The 22,776-nt window shown below is 45.5% G+C and carries 14 protein-coding genes, 1 tRNA gene and 4 rRNA genes; 8 read left to right on the top strand and 11 right to left on the bottom strand.

The annotated features are described in order from the left end of the window. The 9 genes from LRQ06_RS07940 to trxA all read right to left on the bottom strand — a co-directional run. Nucleotides 1-1,290: ribosomal RNA gene (locus tag LRQ06_RS07940) — 16S ribosomal RNA — on the bottom strand; the annotation flags it as partial. A 343-nt stretch (nucleotides 1,291-1,633) separates the two neighbouring features. Beyond that, nucleotides 1,634-1,749: ribosomal RNA gene (gene rrf, locus LRQ06_RS07935) — 5S ribosomal RNA — on the bottom strand. Between the two features lie 86 nt (nucleotides 1,750-1,835). Next, nucleotides 1,836-4,725, bottom strand: a 23S ribosomal RNA gene (locus LRQ06_RS07930). A 279-nt stretch (nucleotides 4,726-5,004) separates the two neighbouring features. Next, nucleotides 5,005-5,080 (bottom strand) — tRNA-Glu (locus tag LRQ06_RS07925). A 102-nt stretch (nucleotides 5,081-5,182) separates the two neighbouring features. Then, a 16S ribosomal RNA gene (locus LRQ06_RS07920) occupies nucleotides 5,183-6,724 on the bottom strand. Nucleotides 6,725-7,216: 492 nt separating this feature from the next. Then, nucleotides 7,217-7,930 carry an NAD(P)H-flavin reductase gene (gene fre, locus LRQ06_RS07915; protein WP_232765847.1) on the bottom strand — a complete coding sequence of 238 codons (714 nt, stop codon included), beginning with the start codon at nucleotides 7,928-7,930 and terminating at the stop codon, nucleotides 7,217-7,219. A gap of 150 nt (nucleotides 7,931-8,080) precedes the next feature. Beyond that, on the bottom strand, nucleotides 8,081-9,550 hold the full coding sequence (gene ubiD / locus LRQ06_RS07910) for a 4-hydroxy-3-polyprenylbenzoate decarboxylase (protein WP_232765846.1): 1,470 nt from the start codon (nucleotides 9,548-9,550) through the stop codon (nucleotides 8,081-8,083). A gap of 162 nt (nucleotides 9,551-9,712) precedes the next feature. Next, the gene (gene rho, locus LRQ06_RS07905) at nucleotides 9,713-10,972 is read right to left on the bottom strand and encodes a transcription termination factor Rho (RefSeq protein WP_232765845.1); all 1,260 of its coding nucleotides are present in this window, start codon (nucleotides 10,970-10,972) and stop codon (nucleotides 9,713-9,715) included. A 202-nt stretch (nucleotides 10,973-11,174) separates the two neighbouring features. Next, the gene (gene trxA / locus LRQ06_RS07900) at nucleotides 11,175-11,501 is read right to left on the bottom strand and encodes a thioredoxin TrxA (RefSeq protein WP_232765844.1); all 327 of its coding nucleotides are present in this window, start codon (nucleotides 11,499-11,501) and stop codon (nucleotides 11,175-11,177) included. Nucleotides 11,502-11,613: 112 nt separating this feature from the next. Between trxA and rhlB the strand changes: the two genes are divergently transcribed. Both rhlB and gppA read left to right on the top strand, forming a co-directional pair. After that, entirely contained in the window at nucleotides 11,614-12,924 is a 1,311-nt protein-coding gene (gene rhlB / locus LRQ06_RS07895) for an ATP-dependent RNA helicase RhlB (RefSeq protein WP_232765843.1), read from the top strand. Between the two features lie 17 nt (nucleotides 12,925-12,941). Beyond that, a complete protein-coding gene (gene gppA / locus LRQ06_RS07890; RefSeq protein ID WP_232765842.1) occupies nucleotides 12,942-14,429 on the top strand; it encodes a guanosine-5'-triphosphate,3'-diphosphate diphosphatase in 1,488 nt (495 codons plus the stop codon). A gap of 81 nt (nucleotides 14,430-14,510) precedes the next feature. Here gppA and LRQ06_RS07885 read toward each other — a convergent pair whose 3' ends face one another. Further along, nucleotides 14,511-15,707: a 3-phenylpropionate MFS transporter gene (locus LRQ06_RS07885; protein WP_232765841.1), complete on the bottom strand. Its 1,197-nt coding sequence runs from the start codon at nucleotides 15,705-15,707 to the stop codon at nucleotides 14,511-14,513. A gap of 443 nt (nucleotides 15,708-16,150) precedes the next feature. Between LRQ06_RS07885 and aroQ the strand changes: the two genes are divergently transcribed. The 6 genes from aroQ (at nucleotide 16,151) to fis (ending at nucleotide 20,924) form a co-directional block, all read left to right on the top strand. Next, nucleotides 16,151-16,606: a type II 3-dehydroquinate dehydratase gene (gene aroQ, locus LRQ06_RS07880; protein WP_232765840.1), complete on the top strand. Its 456-nt coding sequence runs from the start codon at nucleotides 16,151-16,153 to the stop codon at nucleotides 16,604-16,606. Nucleotides 16,607-16,667: 61 nt separating this feature from the next. Continuing rightward, on the top strand, nucleotides 16,668-17,123 hold the full coding sequence (gene accB, locus LRQ06_RS07875; protein ID WP_232765839.1) for an acetyl-CoA carboxylase biotin carboxyl carrier protein: 456 nt from the start codon (nucleotides 16,668-16,670) through the stop codon (nucleotides 17,121-17,123). A gap of 18 nt (nucleotides 17,124-17,141) precedes the next feature. Continuing rightward, a complete protein-coding gene (accC, locus tag LRQ06_RS07870) occupies nucleotides 17,142-18,485 on the top strand; it encodes an acetyl-CoA carboxylase biotin carboxylase subunit (RefSeq protein ID WP_232765838.1) in 1,344 nt (447 codons plus the stop codon). A gap of 121 nt (nucleotides 18,486-18,606) precedes the next feature. Then, nucleotides 18,607-19,497 carry a 50S ribosomal protein L11 methyltransferase gene (gene prmA, locus LRQ06_RS07865; protein WP_232765837.1) on the top strand — a complete coding sequence of 297 codons (891 nt, stop codon included), beginning with the start codon at nucleotides 18,607-18,609 and terminating at the stop codon, nucleotides 19,495-19,497. A 136-nt stretch (nucleotides 19,498-19,633) separates the two neighbouring features. After that, nucleotides 19,634-20,608, top strand: coding sequence for a tRNA dihydrouridine synthase DusB (dusB, locus tag LRQ06_RS07860; protein WP_232765836.1), 975 nt, complete (start codon nucleotides 19,634-19,636; stop codon nucleotides 20,606-20,608). A 19-nt stretch (nucleotides 20,609-20,627) separates the two neighbouring features. Next, nucleotides 20,628-20,924 carry a DNA-binding transcriptional regulator Fis gene (fis, locus tag LRQ06_RS07855; RefSeq protein ID WP_073585509.1) on the top strand — a complete coding sequence of 99 codons (297 nt, stop codon included), beginning with the start codon at nucleotides 20,628-20,630 and terminating at the stop codon, nucleotides 20,922-20,924. 299 nt (nucleotides 20,925-21,223) lie between these two features. Here fis and tnpC read toward each other — a convergent pair whose 3' ends face one another. Beyond that, a complete protein-coding gene (gene tnpC, locus LRQ06_RS07850; protein ID WP_232765835.1) occupies nucleotides 21,224-22,738 on the bottom strand; it encodes an IS66 family transposase in 1,515 nt (504 codons plus the stop codon). Between the last annotated feature and the right edge of the window lie 38 nt (nucleotides 22,739-22,776).

Raw genomic sequence — 22,776 nt, 5'->3', positions numbered from 1 at the left:
TTTGGGATTCGCTCACTTTCGCAAGTTGGCCGCCCTCTGTATACGCCATTGTAGCACGTGTGTAGCCCTACTCGTAAGGGCCATGATGACTTGACGTCGTCCCCACCTTCCTCCGGTTTATCACCGGCAGTCTCCCTGGAGTTCCCACCCGAAGTGCTGGCAAACAAGGATAAGGGTTGCGCTCGTTGCGGGACTTAACCCAACATTTCACAACACGAGCTGACGACAGCCATGCAGCACCTGTCTCAGAATTCCCGAAGGCACTCCTCTATCTCTAAAGGATTTTCTGGTGTCAAGAGTAGGTAAGGTTCTTCGCGTTTGCATCGAATTAAACCACATGCTCCACCGCTTGTGCGGGCCCCCCGTCAATTCATTTGATTTTTAATCTTGCGACCGTACTCCCCAGGCGGTCTACTTAACGCGTTAGCTCCGAAAGCCACAGCTCAAGGCCGCAACCTCCAAGTAGACATCGTTTTACGGCGTGGACTACCAGGGTATCTAATCCTGTTTGCTCCCCACGCTTTCGCATCTCAGTGTCAGGTATCTGTCCAGGGGGCCGCCTTCGCCACCGGTATTCCTTCAGATCTCTACGCATTTCACCGCTACACCTGAAATTCTACCCCCCTCTACAGTACTCTAGCCAACCAGTTCAAATGCGATTCCGAGGTTAAGCCCCGGGCTTTCACATCTGACTTAATCAACCACCTACATGCGCTTTACGCCCAGTAATTCCGATTAACGCTCGCACCCTCCGTATTACCGCGGCTGCTGGCACGGAGTTAGCCGGTGCTTCTTCTGCAGCTAACGTCAAAATAACAGAGTATTAATCTGTCACCCTTCCTCACTGCTGAAAGTACTTTACAACCCGAAGGCCTTCTTCATACACGCGGCATGGCTGCATCAGGGTTTCCCCCATTGTGCAATATTCCCCACTGCTGCCTCCCGTAGGAGTCTGGACCGTGTCTCAGTTCCAGTGTGGCTGATCATCCTCTCAGACCAGCTAGAGATCGTCGCCTTGGTGAGCTCTTACCTCACCAACCAGCTAATCTCACTTAGGCGTATCCGGTAGCGCAAGGTCCGAAGAGCCCCCGCCTTTGACCCATAGGTATTATGCGGTATTAGCCATCGTTTCCAATGGTTATCCCCCTCTACCGGGCAACTTCCTAAGCATTACTCACCCGTCCGCCGCTCGTCAGCAAGAAAGCAAGCTTTCTTCTGTTACCGCCCGACTTGCATGTGTTAGGCCTGCCGCCAGCGTTCAATCTGAGCCATGATCAAACTCTTCAATTAAAGTTTTTTGATGCCTTAGCATCGGCTCAATGAATACTGATAACATGCACTACTTTATCAAAAGTAATGTTATGTTGAATTGACTGTGCCAAACATTCATTCTAAAAAGAAATCCTGTTCGTTTTGGTCACTCGTATCATTGATAAAATCTTTTGGATGTTTATCCGACGAGTGCCCACACAGATTGATAGGTTTATATTGTTAAAGAGCTTTGCTTTCAGTGCGTTAGCACTTAAGCAGGACGCGTATAATACGCTACCCACTTTGAAAGTCAACATAAAACTCTAATCTTTTTTAAAGTCTTATGGTGACTTGCTTAAATCAATAAGCAAGCAAAATAAAAGCCTGGCGATGTCCTACTCTCACATGGGGAAACCCCACACTACCATCGGCGCTAATTCGTTTCACTTCTGAGTTCGGCATGGAGTCAGGTGGGTCCAAATCGCTATGGCCGCCAGGCAAATTCGTTAATTCAGAAAGCTGTCTTATTCTCAACCCACAACCAAGATTCTCTCTTGAGTCCGCCAAAACCTTTTCGGTGTTGTATGGTTAAGCCTCACGGGCAATTAGTACAGGTTAGCTCAACGCCTCACAACGCTTACACACCCTGCCTATCAACGTTCTGGTCTCGAACAACCCTTCAGGACACTTAAAGTGCCAGGGAAGACTCATCTCAGGGCTCGCTTCCCGCTTAGATGCTTTCAGCGGTTATCGATTCCGAACTTAGCTACCGGGCAATGCGATTGGCATCACAACCCGAACACCAGAGGTTCGTCCACTCCGGTCCTCTCGTACTAGGAGCAGCCCCCTTCAATCTTCCAACGCCCACGGCAGATAGGGACCGAACTGTCTCACGACGTTCTAAACCCAGCTCGCGTACCACTTTAAATGGCGAACAGCCATACCCTTGGGACCGACTTCAGCCCCAGGATGTGATGAGCCGACATCGAGGTGCCAAACACCGCCGTCGATATGAACTCTTGGGCGGTATCAGCCTGTTATCCCCGGAGTACCTTTTATCCGTTGAGCGATGGCCCTTCCATTCAGAGCCACCGGATCACTATGACCTGCTTTCGCACCTGCTCGAGCCGTCACTCTCGCAGTCAAGCGGGCTTATGCCATTACACTAACCTCACGATGTCCAACCGTGATTAGCCCACCTTCGTGCTCCTCCGTTACTCTTTGGGAGGAGACCGCCCCAGTCAAACTACCCACCAGGCACTGTCCTCATCCCCGATTAGGGGACCAAGTTAGAACATCAAACATACAAGGGTGGTATTTCAAGGATGGCTCCACACAATCTGGCGACTGTGTTTCATAGCCTCCCACCTATCCTACACATGTAGGCTCAATGTTCAGTGCCAAGCTGTAGTAAAGGTTCACGGGGTCTTTCCGTCTAGCCGCGGGTACACTGCATCTTCACAGCGATTTCAATTTCACTGAGTCTCGGGTGGAGACAGCGTGGCCATCATTACGCCATTCGTGCAGGTCGGAACTTACCCGACAAGGAATTTCGCTACCTTAGGACCGTTATAGTTACGGCCGCCGTTTACCGGGGCTTCGATCAACCGCTTCGACCAAAGTCTAACAGCATCAATTAACCTTCCGGCACCGGGCAGGCGTCACACCGTATACGTCATCTTACGATTTTGCACAGTGCTGTGTTTTTAATAAACAGTTGCAGCCACCTGGTATCTGCGACTCCCGTCAGCTCCATCCGCAAGGGACTTCACCATCAGGAGCGTACCTTCTCCCGAAGTTACGGTACCATTTTGCCTAGTTCCTTCACCCGAGTTCTCTCAAGCGCCTTGGTATTCTCTACCCGACCACCTGTGTCGGTTTGGGGTACGATTCCTTACTGTCTGAAGCTTAGAGGCTTTTCCTGGAAGCATGGCATCAATGACTTCACCACCTTAGTGGCTCGACGTCGTGTCTCAGCCTTAAAAAGAGCCGGATTTACCTGACTCTTAAGCCTACGCACTTGAACCTGGACAACCATCGCCAGGCTCATCTAGCCTTCTCCGTCCCCCCATCGCAACAGTAAGAAGTACGGGAATATTAACCCGTTTCCCATCGACTACGCTTTTCAGCCTCGCCTTAGGGGTCGACTTACCCTGCCCCGATTAACGTTGGACAGGAACCCTTGGTCTTCCGGCGTGGAGGTTTTTCACCCCCATTATCGTTACTCATGTCAGCATTCGCACTTCTGATACCTCCAGCGTGCGTTACCACACACCTTCAGCGGCTTACAGAACGCTCCCCTACCCAATACGATAAATCGCATTGCCGCAGCTTCGGTTTACAACTTAGCCCCGTTACATCTTCCGCGCAGGCCGACTCGACTAGTGAGCTATTACGCTTTCTTTAAATGATGGCTGCTTCTAAGCCAACATCCTAGCTGTCTGAGCCTTCCCACATCGTTTCCCACTTAGCTGTAATTTGGGACCTTAGCTGGCGGTCTGGGTTGTTTCCCTCTCCACGACGGACGTTAGCACCCGCCGTGTGTCTCCCGGATAGTACTTACTGGTATTCGGAGTTTGCAAAGGGTTGGTAAGTCGGGATGACCCCCTAGCCTTAACAGTGCTCTACCCCCAGTAGTATTCGTCCGAGGCGCTACCTAAATAGCTTTCGGGGAGAACCAGCTATCTCCGAGTTTGATTGGCCTTTCACCCCTAGCCACAGGTCATCCGCTAATTTTTCAACATTAGTCGGTTCGGTCCTCCAGTTGATGTTACTCAACCTTCAACCTGCCCATGGCTAGATCACTCGGTTTCGGGTCTATATCCAGAGACTAAACGCGCAGTTAACACTCGCTTTCGCTACGGCTCCCCTAATCGGTTAACCTTGCCACTGAATATAAGTCGCTGACCCATTATACAAAAGGTACGCAGTCACCTAACTAGTAGGCTCCTACTGCTTGTACGTACACGGTTTCAGGTTCTGTTTCACTCCCCTCACAGGGGTTCTTTTCGCCTTTCCCTCACGGTACTGGTTCACTATCGGTCAGTCAGGAGTATTTAGCCTTGGAGGATGGTCCCCCCATTTTCAAACAGGATATCACGTGTCCCGCCTTACTCGATTTCACTCATACAATGCCGTCAGTTACGGGGCTGTCACCCTGTATCGCGTGCCTTTCCAGACACTTCACCTGACACTGTATCAGCTTAAGGGCTACTCCGATTTCGCTCGCCGCTACTTTCGGAATCTCGGTTGATTTCTTTTCCTCGGGGTACTTAGATGTTTCAGTTCTCCCGGTTCGCCTCATTAAGCTATGTATTCACTTAATGATACTTACTGCTGTAAGTGGGTTTCCCCATTCGGAAATCTCAGATTCAGGTGGCTCTTACTGCCTCATCTGAGCTTATCGCAAGTTAGTACGTCCTTCATCGCCTCTGACTGCCAAGGCATCCACCATGTACGCTTAGTCACTTAACCATACAACCCGAAAAAGTTTCGGAATGTGGTCTTGTCACCAAGATTTGTCTGCCATTTTTATACATGCGGCAGACTATGATATTGCCGGACTCAATTTCCAAGAACACTTGATTGTGTTGGTCTTTCTTATACAAGAAAGTATTGAGAACTTTTACAAACAATTTTGTTTAAAAAAACAAAACTGCTTTGTCAGCTTTCCAAATTGTTAAAGAGCGTGATTCATAAAGAACCATGTTTAACCATTCTCTTCCCATTCATAAAGAAAAGAACACTTAAAGATGGTATCCCGTAGGGGAGTCGAACCCCTGTTACCGCCGTGAAAGGGCGGTGTCCTAGGCCTCTAGACGAACGGGACACAAAAAGTCTCTGCTCGCAATGAGGGCAGAGGTTTAACGGTGCTCTCGATAATGTAAACCGTATCAATCTGTGTGAACACTCGACAATAATCATCATCGTGTAAGGAGGTGATCCAGCGCCAGGTTCCCCTAGCGCTACCTTGTTACGACTTCACCCCAGTCATGAACCACAAAGTGGCAAGCGTCCTCCCGAAGGTTAAACTACCTGCTTCTTTTGCAGCCCACTCCCATGGTGTGACGGGCGGTGTGTACAAGGCCCGGGAACGTATTCACCGTGGCATTCTGATCCACGATTACTAGCGATTCCGACTTCATGGAGTCGAGTTGCAGACTCCAATCCGGACTACGACGTACTTTTTGGGATTCGCTCACTTTCGCAAGTTGGCCGCCCTCTGTATACGCCATTGTAGCACGTGTGTAGCCCTACTCGTAAGGGCCATGATGACTTGACGTCGTCCCCACCTTCCTCCGGTTTATCACCGGCAGTCTCCCTGGAGTTCCCACCTGAAGTGCTGGCAAACAAGGATAAGGGTTGCGCTCGTTGCGGGACTTAACCCAACATTTCACAACACGAGCTGACGACAGCCATGCAGCACCTGTCTCAGAATTCCCGAAGGCACTCCTCTATCTCTAAAGGATTTTCTGGATGTCAAGAGTAGGTAAGGTTCTTCGCGTTGCATCGAATTAAACCACATGCTCCACCGCTTGTGCGGGCCCCCGTCAATTCATTTGAGTTTTAATCTTGCGACCGTACTCCCCAGGCGGTCTACTTAACGCGTTAGCTCCGAAAGCCACAGCTCAAGGCCGCAACCTCCAAGTAGACATCGTTTACGGCGTGGACTACCAGGGTATCTAATCCTGTTTGCTCCCCACGCTTTCGCATCTCAGTGTCAGTATCTGTCCAGGGGGCCGCCTTCGCCACCGGTATTCCTTCAGATCTCTACGCATTTCACCGCTACACCTGAAATTCTACCCCCCTCTACAGTACTCTAGCCAACCAGTTTCAAATGCGATTCCGAGGTTAAGCCCCGGGCTTTCACATCTGACTTAATCAACCACCTACATGCGCTTTACGCCCAGTAATTCCGATTAACGCTCGCACCCTCCGTATTACCGCGGCTGCTGGCACGGAGTTAGCCGGTGCTTCTTCTGCAGCTAACGTCAAAATAACAGAGTATTAATCTGTCACCCTTCCTCACTGCTGAAAGTACTTTACAACCCGAAGGCCTTCTTCATACACGCGGCATGGCTGCATCAGGGTTTCCCCCATTGTGCAATATTCCCCACTGCTGCCTCCCGTAGGAGTCTGGACCGTGTCTCAGTTCCAGTGTGGCTGATCATCCTCTCAGACCAGCTAGAGATCGTCGCCTTGGTGAGCTCTTACCTCACCAACCAGCTAATCTCACTTAGGCGTATCCGGTAGCGCAAGGTCCGAAGAGCCCCTGCTTTGACCCGTAGGTATTATGCGGTATTAGCCATCGTTTCCAATGGTTATCCCCCTCTACCGGGCAACTTCCTAAGCATTACTCACCCGTCCGCCGCTCGTCAGCAAGAAAGCAAGCTTTCTCCTGTTACCGCCCGACTTGCATGTGTTAGGCCTGCCGCCAGCGTTCAATCTGAGCCATGATCAAACTCTTCAATTAAAGTTTTTTTGATGCTTAGCATCGGCTCAATGAATACTGATAACATGCACTACTTTATTAAAAGTAATGTTATGTTGAATTGACTGTGCCAAACATTCATTCTAAAAAAAAATCCTGTTCGTTTTGGTCACTCGTATCATTGATAAAATCTTTTGGATGTTTATCCGACGAGTGCCCACACAGATTGATAGGTTTATATTGTTAAAGAGCTTTTCTCCGGCTATTTTCACCAAAGAAGTGGAGGTGCATTTTATAGAGTTAACGGCAAGTGTCAAACACTTTTTGAAACTTCTCTATTGCCCGTCCTGATTGACTTCGCGAACTAATATTTTATTTTAGTTACCGTGTCAGTGAGGCGGCATTATAGGGACTCAATGAAGATGTGCAAGCACTTTCTTCATAAATCTGTAATATTTCATTTTTATGGTGAAAAAAGAGGCAGAAGCCAGTAAGAATAAAGCATTTACACTAATTACTGGCTTATCATTAGGATCAAATAAAGGAGTAAGCGTCAGCGAACATCCTCTCACTTTTTGCGGATTTATTTTGGGTGAAACGCTCACGAGCAGCACCAGCCATTTCAAAACGCCCCGCCAGATAAATATCAAACTCTTCTAATGAAGAAAAATCGCTTTCAATAGCTTCAAGTACATTTCCCAATTTACCTGTCCAGTTTTCTTCAGCCTGCTCGATTACCGGAACAAACGAAATATTAGGATACTGAACATCTATATCATTAAGCTCATCTTTCGCATACAACTGACATGAATCTTTTGCTCCCCAATACAAATAGATTGTCCTGTTAATCTGCCGGTCAATGCAATATTTCAAAATGGAACGGGTATAACTGAATCCTGTACCACCCGCAATTAACATCACTGGTCTTTTGCTATCATCACGGAACCATGCATCACCGTGTGGTACATCGATGACAATCTCACTATTATTATTCAAAGCCAGCTTCATTGCCTCTACCACTTCAATAGCATAAGCATTATGTTCAGCGGCACCGATATGAAGCTCTAAGTCATCACCTTCATTACTCGGTGCATTCGCAATGGAAAAAGGCCGTTTATCCTTTTCGCCCATCACTATCATTAGATATTGCCCAGCCTGAAACTGTACCTTTTCTTCAGGGCTTAATAATATCTTATAGGTATTACATGCCAGTGGCGTTATCGACTTTACTTTACATTTTATTGTCATCTATTTTTCTCTTACATTTATTCATAACAGGTAAGGATAAATGGAACCTCATAAAAAATAGCTGCTGAGCATATAGCTATATTTCATGAGAACAATGAACCGGGCTAAACTTCTGTCTTTTTGTTACCTGAATAACAATACAAATTATATCTACGGTAGTATGTTCAGTTCATCCCACAATTCATCTACTCTGCTAACGATTTTCGGATCTTTCCTGATAGGTGTTCCCCAATCTCTTTGCGTTTCACCAAGCCATTTATTGGTTGCATCTAATCCCATTTTAGACCCTAACCCAACAACCGGTGACGCAAAATCCAACGAATCGATTGGTGTATTCTCTATCATGACAGTATCTCTGGCAGGATCCATTCTGGTTGTGATAGCCCAGATGACATCTTTCCAGTCTCTCGCATCAACATCATCATCACATACAATCACAAATTTTGTATACATAAATTGCCGCAAAAATGACCAGATTCCCATCATCACTCTCTTCGCATGACCGGGATATTGTTTTTTCATCGTAACAACGGCCATACGATAGGAACACCCTTCAGGTGGTAAGTAAAAATCGACAATTTCAGGAAACTGCTTCTGCAGAATAGGAACGAATACTTCATTCAGAGCCACTCCCAGCACTGCCGGTTCATCGGGTGGACGTCCCGTATAGGTACTGTGGTAGATGGCATCTTTGCGCATCGTTATGTGCGTGATAGTAAACACATGATGTTTTTCTACTTCATTAAAATAACCAGTGTGATCGCCATACGGTCCTTCATCTGCATACTCATTTGGGTCGATATAACCTTCCAGCACAATTTCTGCACTGGCCGGTATTTCTAAATCATTACTAACCGATTTAACCACTTCTGTCTTACTGCCTCGCAGCAAACCGGCAAAGGCATATTCAGATAAAGTATCAGGCACTGGAGTAACAGCCCCCAAAATAGTGGCCGGATCCGCACCAAAAGCAACCGATACAGGAAATGGCTCTCCCGGGTGTTCGTCTACCCAATCACGAAGGTCTAATGCTCCTCCGCGATGAGCAAGCCACCGCATAATAATTTTGTTTTTAGCCAGTTTTTGCTGACGGTAGATTCCGATATTTTGCCGTTTTTTGGTTGGCCCTTTTGTTACTGTCAATCCCCACGTTAATAGCGGTGCCACATCTCCCGGCCAACAACTCATTACAGGTATTTTATCTAAATTAACCTCTTCTCCCTGCCAGATAATTTCCTGACAAGCTGCTTTTCTCAAACGCTTTGTCGGCATATTAAGCACCTGTTTAAAGACTGGCAGTTTATCAATGGCATCGCGGAAACCTTTTGGTGGCTCAGGTTCTTTAAGGTAAGCCAATAGTTCACCGACTTCTCTCAATTCCCGAACGTGCTCTCGCCCCATTCCCATGGCAACGCGTTCAGGCGTCCCAAACAGGTTAGTCAATACAGGGAAGTTGTAACCAATCGGGTTTTCAAATAACAACGCAGGGCCATTAGCCCGAAGCGTTCTATCGCTGATCTCCGTCATTTCATACTGCGGATCAATAGGATGTTTAATCCGTTTGAGCTGACCATTTTCTTCTAAATAGTCGATAAACTCCCGCAAATCCGTAAATTTCATATGGGTAAGTACCGTTGCGAAACATGAATTGAGTATAACAAAAACCCTTTATTCACTGAAAGCGGACTCCAGTGTTTCCGGTTTTCAAAGCACAACCCCAGAAAACATACAAAAAAACGCCATCGTTTTTCGATGGCGTTTTTAGTATTCGAACCGGAATGCCTATTGACGTCTCATTGCGTCAAAAAACTCATCGTTTGTTTTTGTCATCGCCAGTTTATCAATCAGGAATTCCATCGCATCTGTTTCTCCCATAGGGTGAACAATCTTGCGTAAAATCCACATTTTCTGTAATTCATCGGCTTTGGTAAGTAACTCTTCACGACGGGTACCTGAGCGATTAAAGTCGATGGCAGGGAAAACACGTTTTTCCGCAATCTTACGGTTGAGGTGCAGCTCCATGTTACCGGTACCTTTAAACTCTTCGTAAATAACTTCATCCATTTTAGAGCCGGTATCAACCAATGCAGTCGCGATGATCGTTAAGCTGCCACCTTCTTCAACATTACGAGCGGCACCAAAGAAACGCTTCGGACGATGCAGAGCATTGGCATCCACACCACCAGTCAGTACTTTACCTGATGAAGGTACAACCGTATTGTAAGCACGAGCCAGGCGAGTGATCGAATCAAGCAGGATAACAACGTCTTTCTTATGCTCAACAAGACGTTTTGCCTTTTCAATTACCATCTCTGCAACCTGTACATGGCGAGAAGCCGGCTCATCAAATGTTGATGCAACCACTTCACCTTTTACAAGGCGCTGCATTTCTGTCACTTCTTCCGGACGTTCATCAATAAGAAGGACCATCAGCTCACATTCAGGATGATTATGAGCAATGCTCTGTGCAATATTTTGCAACAGCATCGTCTTACCAGCTTTAGGTGGCGCAACAATCAAACCGCGCTGACCTTTACCAATAGGAGAAGCTAAGTCCAGAACACGGGCAGTAATATCTTCTGTTGAACCATTTCCCCGCTCCATTTTCATGCGTTCATTTGCATGAAGCGGGGTTAAGTTTTCAAAAAGTATTTTATTGCGGGCATTATCCGGCTTGTCGTCATTGACGGAATTCACTTTAAGAAGAGCGAAATACCGTTCACCTTCTTTTGGCGGACGAATTTTTCCGGAGATAGAGTCCCCGGTACGCAGATTAAAACGACGAATCTGGCTTGGCGACACATAAATGTCATCCGGGCCGGCCAAGTAAGAACTGTCAGCACTACGTAAGAAACCAAAACCATCTTGAAGGATTTCTAACACACCATCCCCAAAGATATCTTCTCCACTTCGAGCATGCGCTTTCAGTATAGAGAAAATCATGTCCTGTTTACGTAAACGAGCCAAATTCTCAAGCCCCAGGGATTCTCCCAGCTTGATGAGATCGGAAACAGCTCTGTTCTTCAATTCTGTTAAATTCATTATGGTGGATACTTGTTTAGTCAAAATAGGAATCTGTTTGCTAGTAAAATTAAGAAAAATTTTGGTCTCAGGATTGACCAAGAAGTGAACACTTGCCTAATTAATGTGCACTAAACTAGCACTAAAAGTAAGTCTAGTCTAGAGTTTGTTTAAATTCTAAAAATAAAACCGTACATTGATCAATGTACGGCCTCATTTTCACTTAAAGATTTTCATCCAAAAACTCTTTTAACTGAGTTTTAGATAGTGCGCCAACTTTCGTTGCAGCGACGTTCCCATCTTTAAAAAGTAACAACGTAGGAATACCACGAATACCAAATTTTGGTGGTGTTCCTGCATTGTGGTCAATGTTCAGCTTACCGATAGTGAGTTTATCTTGGTACTCATCCGCAATTTCATCAAGAATAGGAGCAATCATTTTACATGGACCGCACCATTCTGCCCAGAAATCAACAAGAACAGGTCCTGCAGCTTTGATCACATCACTTTCAAAACTGTCATCAGTTAGCTGCAAAAATTTATCACTCATCTTTGACTCCAATGTGTTTTTCCTGAACCAATTGCATAACAATTAGTAAATAGATGCTCTATTGGAATGTATTTACTTCCGTATTGCAAGCTTAAACTGATATTCTATAGCAATGAAGAAGACACATATCACAGAGCAAAAATTCGCCAATTTGGGGTTAGAGCCTCAAATTATTGAAGGTTTGAAACAAAAAGGGTTCGAATTATGTACCCCTATTCAAGCTTTGGCGTTGCCGGTACTGCTCTCCGGCCAAGACATTGCAGGCCAGGCCCAAACAGGGACTGGTAAAACGCTCGCGTTTCTTACTGCTACCTTTAACCACTTGCTGACAACCCCAGCACGAGAAGGAAGAAATGCTTCCCAACCTCGAGCTATAATTATGGCACCGACCCGGGAGTTAGCGATACAAATTTTTCATGATGCTGAGCCGCTTATTCAATCGACAGGGATTAAAGCCTGCCTTGCATATGGTGGAGAAAGCTACGATAAGCAATTAAAAAATCTTGGAAATGGCGTTGATATCCTGATTGGAACGACGGGTAGAATCATCGATTTTTATAAACAGCGTGTATTTAACCTGAATGATATTCAAGTTGTTGTGCTTGATGAAGCAGACCGCATGTTCGATTTAGGCTTTATTAAAGACATTCGTTTCCTCTTCAGACGAATGCCTGCACCTGCTGACAGGCTTAATATGCTGTTTTCAGCAACACTCTCCTATCGTGTTCAGGAACTGGCTTTTGAACACATGACATCACCTGAACATATAGTGGTAGAACCCAAACAGAAAACGGGTCACCGAATCAAAGAAGAACTATTCTACCCTTCTAATGAACATAAAATGGCTCTTCTCCAGACTCTGATAGAAGAAGAATGGCCGGAACGGGCTATCATTTTTGCCAATACAAAACACAAATGTGAATCGGTATGGGGACATCTTGCTGCCGACGGTCATCGGGTTGGTCTGCTAACCGGTGATGTTCCACAGAAGAAGCGTGAACGCATTCTGGACGAGTTTACCCACGGCCAACTCGATATTCTGGTCGCTACCGATGTTGCAGCCCGAGGCTTACATATTCCTGAAGTGACTCATGTTTTCAACTATGATCTTCCGGATGACTGTGAAGACTATGTACACCGAATCGGTCGGACAGGACGAGCCGGTGCCAGTGGCAGCTCTATCAGTTTTGCCTGTGAAGAGTACGCGATTAATCTTCCTGCGATTGAAGAATACATTGAGCATTCGATTCCGGTATCAGAATACGACGCATCAGCACTGCTTCAGGATTTACCCGAACCACTGAGAATGCGCCATTCCCGCCAGTTCCGCAGAACTAATACCGGCGGTTCACATTCAAACCGGCGCTCAAACCGAAATAAAAAACCATACTCTAAGAATAAAAACACAACGCAACATAATTAAGGAAGCCCAGGTCGTATATGAGCTCGAACGAACCTTCACCGCTATACGCTGCAATTGATTTAGGATCAAACAGTTTCCATATGCTTATCGTCAGGCATATCGATGGCAGCGTTCAAACTATGGCTAAAATAAAACGCAAAGTGCGTTTGGCTGCAGGGTTAAATGAAAATAATGAGCTGAGCACAGAAGCAATGCAACGAGGGTGGGATTGTCTGGCATTATTTGCCGAACGTTTACAAGACATTCCTGCTGAGAATATCCGAATTGTTGGCACAGCGACCTTAAGAACCGCAATTAACGTTGATATTTTTCTAAAAAAGGCCAATCAGATTCTGGGATACGATATCAACGTCATCCCGGGAGAAGATGAAGCGGCCATTATCTACCAGGGCGTTGCTCATACCTCCGGAGGCGTTGGCCGGCGCCTTGTTGTCGATATCGGAGGTGCAAGTACTGAGCTTATTATCGGTGAAGGGTTTGATGCTAAGGCATTGACCAGTCTGAAAATGGGATGTGTAACCTGGCTGGAAAAATACTTCAGAGACAGGCAGCTAACTGAAGAAAATTTCAGAGATGCAATTGATGCGGCCAAACAGACCATACAGCCGATTCTGGAAAAATATTGCCATTTGGGCTGGAATGTCTGTGTCGGAGCCAGTGGAACCGTTCAGGCTTTACAGGAGATTATGCTAGCTCAGGGAATGGACGAAGTCATAACACTGGCCAAGTTGAAACGCCTTCAGCAACAAGCCATGATGGCCGATCATCTTGAAGAACTGGAAATCACCGGATTGACTCTGGAACGGGCTCTGGTGTTTCCCAGTGGTCTATCCATTCTCATTGCGATATTTGAGCTTTTGGGCATAGAAGCGATGACTTTGGCCGGAGGCGCACTCAGAGAAGGTTTGGTTTATGAAATGGTGGATGAACTGCGTCAAAGTGATATTCGCTCAAGAACGATCAACAGTGTTCAGGCTCGTTATCAAATTGATAAACCGTACGCCAGGCAGGTTGCCGATGTGGCCAGTTTATTGCTTCAACAATGTGGAGGAGCAAAGTGGATAGCAGAACCACAGGGGGAAATGTTACTCAGAACGGCAGCACAACTCCACGAAATCGGTTTATCCATTGACTTCAAAAAAGGGGGAGAACATGGTGCTTACTTATTACAACACCTTGATCTTCCAGGCTATACCCGGGCTCAAAAGCAGTATTTAGGAGAACTGACTAAACGCTACCGGGAAACCTTAACAATGTTACCTGAGCAATATGCTCTGTCCGGTACCAGTGCAAAACGGGTATTGCGGTTACTTCGTCTTGCGATCCTGCTTACTCATCGTCGTAATGTTAAATTACAACCCGGTTTTACTTTAGAGGCTGAAGACGACAATTTAACACTGATGATAGATAAGAACTGGCTGGAGAGAAATCCTCTGACCAAAGCAGAATTGGAAAGTGAAGCTTACCGTCAAACCGACATAGGCTGGCCTCTGACAATCAAATAAACCGATTCAGCAAACAGTTACCCGGAAGTAACGACTAACTGTTTGCTGTCATTATTTCTGAAGAAAGAAAATCCAGACTGATTATTTACTGCGAGAACCTGCCGATAATTCCCGGCTCGTAGCATCCCCGACACCATTCTTCCCTAATAACCGGACAGGAACAAACAAGGCAATAACCCCCATCGCCGACATGGCTAAAAACACCTTCCCTCCCCAGTGCTCGAATCCCCACCCAGACATGGGAGTCAGAATAGCGATAACCAGCCCCAGTGGAATAGCATTATAAAGAGCCTGTAATGGCACCATAAGATGGTTAGGTGCATTCTGAATGTAACGTATGGCAGCTATGTGTGCAGAAGCAAACGTCAAACTATGAAATAACTGAACAAAAACCAATGCAAAAAGTTCATATGTTAATGCCGTTACCCCCCAGCGAACAATAACAGCACAGGAAGAAAGCATAAACAGTCCCCGAATCGTCCAGCCGGAGAACACCGTTTTGCTGACAGCAAACACAATGATTTCAGCGATAACACCAAGGCTCCACAGATAACCAATCGTTTCTTCACTATAACCAACCGATTTCCAGTAAATCGAACTAAATCCGTAATATGCAGCATGGCTTCCTTGTATACAGGCAACAAGAACCAGAAAAAGCACAACGGATTTATTTTTCAATAATCGAATCAGGGACTCCCCTTTACGACTGCGGCCTGTATCACTGTCCACCGGATAAGGATCCGGATTACGTACAGACATTAATAATAAAGCGCAGGCACCGGCCAGTGCTGTATAAAGAATGACCTGTCCTCCAAGATGTACGGCCAGCCAGCCAACTAATGTGGAGCCGACTATAAAAGCAAATGATCCCCATAACCGGGAACGACCGTAATCAAGCAAGTTGAGCTTTGAATAATAGTTTGCCACGGAGTCCGAAAGAGGCATTGTCGGTCCAATGCAAAGATTGAACAACACCGTAACCAAAAGTAACCAGTAAAAGTTATTACTAAACGAAAATAACACCAGACTGGCTATACTAATCAGACTCAACCAGCGCAAAACCGGAACAAGCTTTTCAGCGCGGTGAATTCGGGGGGTCAAAATTAAATTTACGGCGCAACGTGTCGCAAAGGCGACTCCGACAAGAATTCCGATTTGCCCCGGATCCATTCCTTCATATTTCAGCCAGAGCGCCCAGAAAGGTAAATAAACACCATAAACAAAAAAGAAACCGAAAAAGAATTGCGATGCCCAGCGGAAGGGCGTTGTCTTTAACATAAAAATCTCATCAAGAAGGGATAAAATGCGCCGCTATTATGCACGTCTTCATTAAACGGAAAAAGGGTCAGTTATTTTGTATAACCTTTCCCTGTTTTGCTCATGCAATGTTAAACCACATTAGCGCCTAAACTGAATCATTGGTCAGTCTATATCACTTTTTTTGAAAAACAATGGAACATTGTGCATAAAAAGTGGTCATTTAACCTTAGAACATAAATTGCAGAGATTAATTTATTTTTATAGTCTGAAAGATAACTCACACAATAAAGTTAACATTTTTCGGTGATAATACTATTAATTTGCTGCTATTTGTATTGAATTAGCTATAATCTTACTTATTCCATTATTTTTCTTTTAAAGTTTATAAAAATTTTATGTCGATTTTTATAAATATAGGATTATGATGTCGAAGTACCACAATATAGGAAGATAACCGCACAATGACAGCAAAATTTCGCATACTTGTCCTCAACGGTCCTAATTTAAATCTTCTGGGATTACGGGAACCAGCTCATTATGGTTCGCAAACTCTGGATGACATTATTTCGACGCTTCAGGAACAGGCGGAAGCCGCTGACATCATACTGGATCATCTTCAGTCAAACCGTGAGTACGAAATTATTGAAAAGATACATAATGCATATCAAAAAGTGGATTTTATTATTATTAATCCCGCTGCATTTACTCATACCAGTGTAGCAATAAGAGATGCATTACTTGGTGTCGATATCCCTTTTATTGAAGTGCACCTATCAAATATTCACGCCAGAGAAAGTTTTCGCCATCATTCTTACTTGTCTGATAAGGCGAAGGGGGTCATCTGTGGCTTAGGAGCACAAGGGTACGAATTTGCGCTTTCTTCAGCAATCCAAACACTGAAGAGCATTAAACAATGAATATTTAACAACCTCGCTGCAGAGGTTGTCTATTAACGAGATAAAAAGAGACATGAGCACAATGGATATTCGTAAAATTAAAAAGCTTATCGAATTAGTTGAAGAATCTGGTATCGCTGAGCTGGAAATTTCCGAAGGTGAAGAATCTGTACGAATCAGCCGTAACAGCCCTGCTTCAGCCGCTCCGGTAGCACCAGTTCAATATGCAGCAGCTCCTGTAGCTGCTCCGGCACCCGCTCCTGCCGCGGCACCAGCAGCAGAATCAACTCCGGCTGTTCCCGCTGGTCATCAGGTACTTTCGCCAATGGTTGGAACATTTTATGGTGCTCCAAGTCCGGATGCTAAAGCATTCGTAGAAATTGGTCAGAGCGTTAACGTCGGCGATACCTTGTGTATTGTTGAAGCAATGAAAATGATGAATCAAATCGAATCAGATAAAGCTGGTGTTGTCACTGCAATTCTTGTTGAAGACGGGCAACCTGTTGAATTCGACCAACCACTTGTTGTTATCGAATAATAAACGGGACGGATAACCATGCTAGATAAAATTGTCATCGCGAACCGGGGTGAAATAGCACTTCGCATTCTTCGCGCATGTAAAGAATTAGGCATCAAGACTGTTGCCGTTCACTCAACAGCCGATCGCGACTTAAAACACGTCCTGCTGGCCGATGAAGCCATTTGTATTGGCCCTGCACGTAGTATTGACAGCTATTTAAATATCCCCCGCATTATTTCAGCGGCAGAAGTTACCGGAGCCATCGCTATCCATCCGGGCTATGGTTTCTTATCTGAAAATGCGGACTTTGCGGAACAGGTTGAAAAATCCGGCTTTATTTTTGTCGGCCCCAAAGCAGAAACCATCCGCATGATGGGCGACAAAGTATCAGCGATTTCAGCCATGAAAAAAGCTGGCGTTCCTTGTGTACCCGGTTCTGACGGTCCACTTGACGACGATGAAGCAAAAAATAAATCGTTTGCTAAACGCATTGGCTACCCGGTAATCATCAAAGCCTCCGGTGGTGGCGGTGGTCGTGGAATGCGAGTTGTCCGCGGCGAAGCAGATCTCGTAGAAGCCATTTCTCTGACTCGTGCAGAAGCCAAAGCGGCTTTTAATAACGACATGGTTTACATGGAGAAATATCTGGAGAACCCACGTCACGTTGAAGTTCAGGTACTGGCCGATGGGCAAGGCAATGCTATCCATTTAGGTGAACGTGACTGTTCAATGCAACGACGCCACCAGAAAGTAGTAGAAGAAGCTCCAGCGCCGGGTATTACCGAAGAAATGCGGAAATACATCGGTGAGCGCTGTACCCGTGCCTGTATTGAAATCGGCTATCGTGGTGCCGGTACGTTTGAATTCCTGTATGAAAACGGTGAATTCTACTTTATCGAAATGAATACTCGCGTTCAGGTTGAACACCCGGTCACCGAGATGGTTACAGGTGTCGATATCATTAAAGAACAGCTGCGTATCGCAGCGGGACAGCCTCTGTCTTTTACGCAAAGCGATATTAAGATCCATGGTCATGCGATCGAATGCCGTATCAACGCAGAAGATCCTGAGCGCTTCCTACCTTCTCCTGGTAAAATTACTCAGTTCCATTCGCCAGGCGGTATGGGAATACGCTGGGAATCTCATATTTATACGGGATATACCGTTCCACCGCATTACGATTCTATGGTCGGAAAGCTGATTGCCTACGGTGAAAACCGGGATGTCGCCATCGCCCGTATGAAAAATGCACTCAATGAGATGATTTTGGAAGGCATTAAAACGAATGTTCCTCTACAACAATCAATCATGATGGACGAAAACTTCCAACATGGTGGGGCCAACATCCACTATCTTGAGAAGAAACTTGGTCTTCAGTAAGCCGATATCCTCTGATAACAGGCAGCCCGTTCCACAACCGAACGGGCTTTTTTGTCATCAGACAAACGTCATAACTTCTGCTAAACTCTGCGCCAAATATTAGTATTAACAGGTTACAGCTATGCCTTGGATTCAAATTAAGCTTAATGCGACAAATGAGAATGCCGAACTGATCGGTGACAGGTTAATGGAAGAAACCGGAGCGCTTTCCGTTACTTTCCTTGATGCCAAAGACACGCCTGTTTTTGAACCTATGCCGGGTGAAACACGACTGTGGGGAGATACCGATATACTGGCTCTCTATGATGCCGAAGCCGATACCCGGCTGATTTTAGAACAAATTCAGGCCTTTGAACTTTTACCGGAAAATTTTGCTCATAAAGTCGAGCAAATTGAAGATAAAGACTGGGAAAGAGAATGGATGGATAACTTCCACCCAATGAAATTTGGTCAACGGTTATGGGTTTGTCCAAGCTGGAGAGACATTCCCGAACCCAATGCTGTCAATGTCATGCTCGACCCCGGGCTGGCCTTCGGAACCGGTACTCATCCAACAACCGCACTTTGCCTTGAGTGGCTGGATGGCCTTGATTTAAACGGTAAGACCGTAATCGATTTCGGCTGTGGTTCCGGTATTCTGGCCATTGCAGCTATAAAACTGGGAGCAGAAAAAGTCATTGGTATTGATATCGATCCTCAGGCTCTGACAGCTTCCCGGGATAATGCCAAACGTAATGGTGTTGAAGACCGGCTTGACGTTTTTCTGCCCAAAGATCAGCCAGAAAATCTGACAGCCGATGTCGTGGTTGCCAACATTCTGGCCGGTCCTTTAAGAGAGCTGTCCCCGGTAATCAAAAGTCTGATAAAACCATCCGGCGTACTTGCTATATCTGGCGTATTAGATACTCAGGCTTCAGATGTCGCGACGTATTACAGCGATGAACTGACACTGGATCCCATTATTGAACAGAGTGAATGGTGCAGAATTTCAGGCTGTAAGAATAAAATTTGATCAGCTCAGACTGTAATTGACTGAAAAACATGCAATTTACAAAAACAAATTGTAAATGCTCAAATAATAGTCTTTTCAGGGCGAAAAAAAATGCGTAAAATGCGCGCCTTCGCTGTTTAAGAACGATAAAGACATTTTGAAGATTGGAAACTATCTACTTAAGAACAAGCTGATTCTGGCACCGATGGCCGGTGTTACTGATCGGCCTTTTCGAGAGTTATGTCTTCAATACGGTGCAGGCATGGCTGTCAGCGAAATGATGTCATCCAATCCGGCACTGTGGAAAACATCAAAGTCAAAACAGCGTATGGTACACGAAGCCGAATCGGGTATTCGTTCGGTCCAGATTGCGGGGAGCGACCCTCAGCTTATGGCAGAGGCCGCACAGTTCAGTGTTGAAAACGGTGCGCAAGTTATCGATATCAACATGGGATGCCCGGCGAAAAAAGTAAACAAAAAGCTGGCGGGTTCTGCATTACTACGTTATCCCGGGCTGGTAGAAGAGATTCTTAAAGCGGTAGTCAATGCGGTTAATGTTCCTGTGACATTAAAAACCCGTACAGGATGGAATGCAGAAAATAAAAACTGTGTCCACATAGCGAAATTAGCTGAACACTGTGGCATACAGGCATTGGCTCTGCATGGCAGAACCCGTACTTGTATGTACAAAGGAGAGGCCGAATACGACAGCATTAAAGCCGTTAAACAAGCGATCTCCATCCCTGTCATAGCCAATGGCGATATTGACAGTCCGGAGAAAGCAAAGTACGTGCTGGATTACACCGGTGCGGATGCTTTAATGATCGGACGACCTGCACAGGGACGTCCATGGATTTTTAATGAAATCCACTATTTTTTGGAAAACGGCATCACAATGCCAACACTTCCGGTTAAGGAAGTGAAGGAAATACTGCTTGGTCATGTTCTTGCTCTCCATCATTTTTATGGTGAGTATTTAGGACCACGAATCGCGCGTAAGCACGTTAGCTGGTACTTAAAGGAACATAAACAAGCAGGTGAGTTTCGCCGTACCTTCAATGCCATAGAAGTAGCCGGGCTACAACTGGAAGCATTAGAGGGTTATTTTGACAAAGTTGCATCATATAATTAAGAGAAGAGCTAGACCGAATATGTTCGAACAAAATCTGACTTCAGAAGCTTTAACAGTAACAACCGTAACTTCACAAGATCAAATCACGCAAAAGCCTTTACGTGACTCCGTTAAAGCATCTCTTAAAAACTATCTTGCTCAGTTAAATGGACAAGAAGTAACAGAGCTATACGAATTAGTTCTAGCTGAAGTAGAGCAACCTCTGCTAGATACCATCATGCAATACACTCGCGGAAACCAGACTCGCGCAGCAAACATGATGGGAATCAACCGTGGAACACTTCGCAAGAAGCTAAAAAAATACGGCATGAACTAATCCAATAAGGGTTAACACATTGTATTTAAAGAGGCTTATTTAGAAATGAATAGCCTCTTTTTGTTAATAGTTACACACATGGTTACACGCATACCCAAATCACACCTTTAATTCGCATTAGAAAAACTAGGATAAAGCCTGTCAAACAAAACACAGTAGCGAGACCAATAAACCGTTTCTAACTCATTCAACTGAGCCAGTTTTCTGTTAAATTTTTCCAGTGCATTCCTTTAGGTTTATCAAACTGACGGCTAATCGACATTTCAAAGTGAGCGCCCCACAAAACCACGGGCGCTAACTTAATGAGATAAGTTCCAGGGAAGAAGAGAGTCGATATCTGGCTCTGGTTTTGCCAGCTCTTTCATGCACCGGACCAGATATTCATACAGGATAAGTCCGTCGGCTTTGGAGGTTTCGATGATACTGTAAAGTATCGCACTGGCGTCCGCACCTTTTGAAGTATCAGCAAAAAGCCAATTTTTTCGGCCAATGACTATGGATTTTATTGCCCGCTCAGCTCGGTTATTGTCGATAGGAAGGTGACTGCCTTCCACATAACGAACCAACTTTGGCCATTGATTCACCGTGTACTTGATAGCTTTACCTAATGGAGTCGATTCGACCACTTTTGATGATGTCAGCCACTCATATAAATCATTAAGCATCGGCGTTGCCAGTTTCTGCCGTTCAGCCATTCTCTCCTGGGCGGTTTTTCCTTTCAGGCGAGTTTCCAGTGCATACAGTTTCTGGATTTTTGCCAGAGCAACATCCGCTTTGCCCGTTTTGCCTTTCCCTTGCAGCTTTTTCGCATCCATAAATTTACGTCGGGCGTGAGCAAGACACCCCAGATGTTTCACTTTGGACAGGCCATCGTAGGCAGGATAACCATCAGTTTGCAGATAACCATTATAATCCCCAAAGAATGTTTCCGGACATGCCTTGGCGCGACTATTCTGATAATCGAACAACACGACATTTTTCATTCCATCCAAGGTCGCTTCCGGCGAATCGGCACCTGAGCAGTAAACCCACATATAAGATTGCTTCTCTTCTTTGAGTACATTCAATGGGGTTTCATCCGCATGAACGACTATTTGTTGAAGAAGATACGTTTTTAGGGCCTGATATAACGGAGTAAAGTGTTCGCTGACCGTCATAACCCAGCGTGTCATGGTCGTTCTGGAGAGTTCAATACCGGACTGTTGGAACAGACTTTCCTGACGATAAAGTGGTAGTGCATACTGGTATTTACCGAGGATGATATTGGTCAGCAGACTTTCAGTGGCAAAGCTTTTCGGGATAATACTGGCAGGTGCTGGCTTCTGATGTATGGTGACGCTTTCTGCTTCTTTTTCACAATGACGGCAACCATACTTGGGACGGACATACTCGATAACGTTCAGTACCGCAGGAGTAAACTCCAACTTCTCACTGATATCTTCAACGATTTTATGCAGCGGATGCTGACAGCATGAGCAGACTTTTTCGTCATCATCCAGGTCAAGAACGATTCGTTCACGAGGTAAGTCCTTAGGAAGCGGTTTGCGTTTGCCACGGACTTTTTTTGTTGTTGTCGTGGTAACGACTTCTTCAGTTTCTTCCTCTTTTGACGCTTCCACTTCCACTTCATTAAATAAGTCACCCTGAGCGTCATTATACGGTTTCAGCGCCTCACTTCGCTTGGCGAACTGACGGTCAATCGCCAGTTTGAACTGCTCGAGCAACGTCTGTTTTTCAGACATTAGCTGTCTGACCATCGCTTGAAGCTCGGCAATATCTTGGCTGTCAGGATTAATATCAGGTATCGTTTTCATGGTATTTATTATACTAAAAATGCCACTAACGCACCTGA

The sequence above is a fragment of the Vibrio salinus genome, from assembly GCF_021272385.1.
Lineage (GTDB): Bacteria > Pseudomonadota > Gammaproteobacteria > Enterobacterales > Vibrionaceae > Vibrio > Vibrio salinus.
The sequence above is the reverse complement of the archived record's forward strand: the minus strand, read 5'-3'. Positions and strand labels throughout refer to the sequence as shown.

Coding starts and splice junctions, on each gene's coding strand:
- fre (WP_232765847.1), bottom strand. CDS start 7,930: ATGACAATAAAATGTAAAGTAAAGTCGATAACGCCACTGGCATGTAAT.
- ubiD (WP_232765846.1), bottom strand. CDS start 9,550: ATGAAATTTACGGATTTGCGGGAGTTTATCGACTATTTAGAAGAAAAT.
- rho (WP_232765845.1), bottom strand. CDS start 10,972: ATGAATTTAACAGAATTGAAGAACAGAGCTGTTTCCGATCTCATCAAG.
- trxA (WP_232765844.1), bottom strand. CDS start 11,501: ATGAGTGATAAATTTTTGCAGCTAACTGATGACAGTTTTGAAAGTGAT.
- rhlB (WP_232765843.1), top strand. CDS start 11,614: ATGAAGAAGACACATATCACAGAGCAAAAATTCGCCAATTTGGGGTTA.
- gppA (WP_232765842.1), top strand. CDS start 12,942: ATGAGCTCGAACGAACCTTCACCGCTATACGCTGCAATTGATTTAGGA.
- LRQ06_RS07885 (WP_232765841.1), bottom strand. CDS start 15,707: ATGTTAAAGACAACGCCCTTCCGCTGGGCATCGCAATTCTTTTTCGGT.
- aroQ (WP_232765840.1), top strand. CDS start 16,151: ATGACAGCAAAATTTCGCATACTTGTCCTCAACGGTCCTAATTTAAAT.
- accB (WP_232765839.1), top strand. CDS start 16,668: ATGGATATTCGTAAAATTAAAAAGCTTATCGAATTAGTTGAAGAATCT.
- accC (WP_232765838.1), top strand. CDS start 17,142: ATGCTAGATAAAATTGTCATCGCGAACCGGGGTGAAATAGCACTTCGC.
- prmA (WP_232765837.1), top strand. CDS start 18,607: ATGCCTTGGATTCAAATTAAGCTTAATGCGACAAATGAGAATGCCGAA.
- fis (WP_073585509.1), top strand. CDS start 20,628: ATGTTCGAACAAAATCTGACTTCAGAAGCTTTAACAGTAACAACCGTA.
- tnpC (WP_232765835.1), bottom strand. CDS start 22,738: ATGAAAACGATACCTGATATTAATCCTGACAGCCAAGATATTGCCGAG.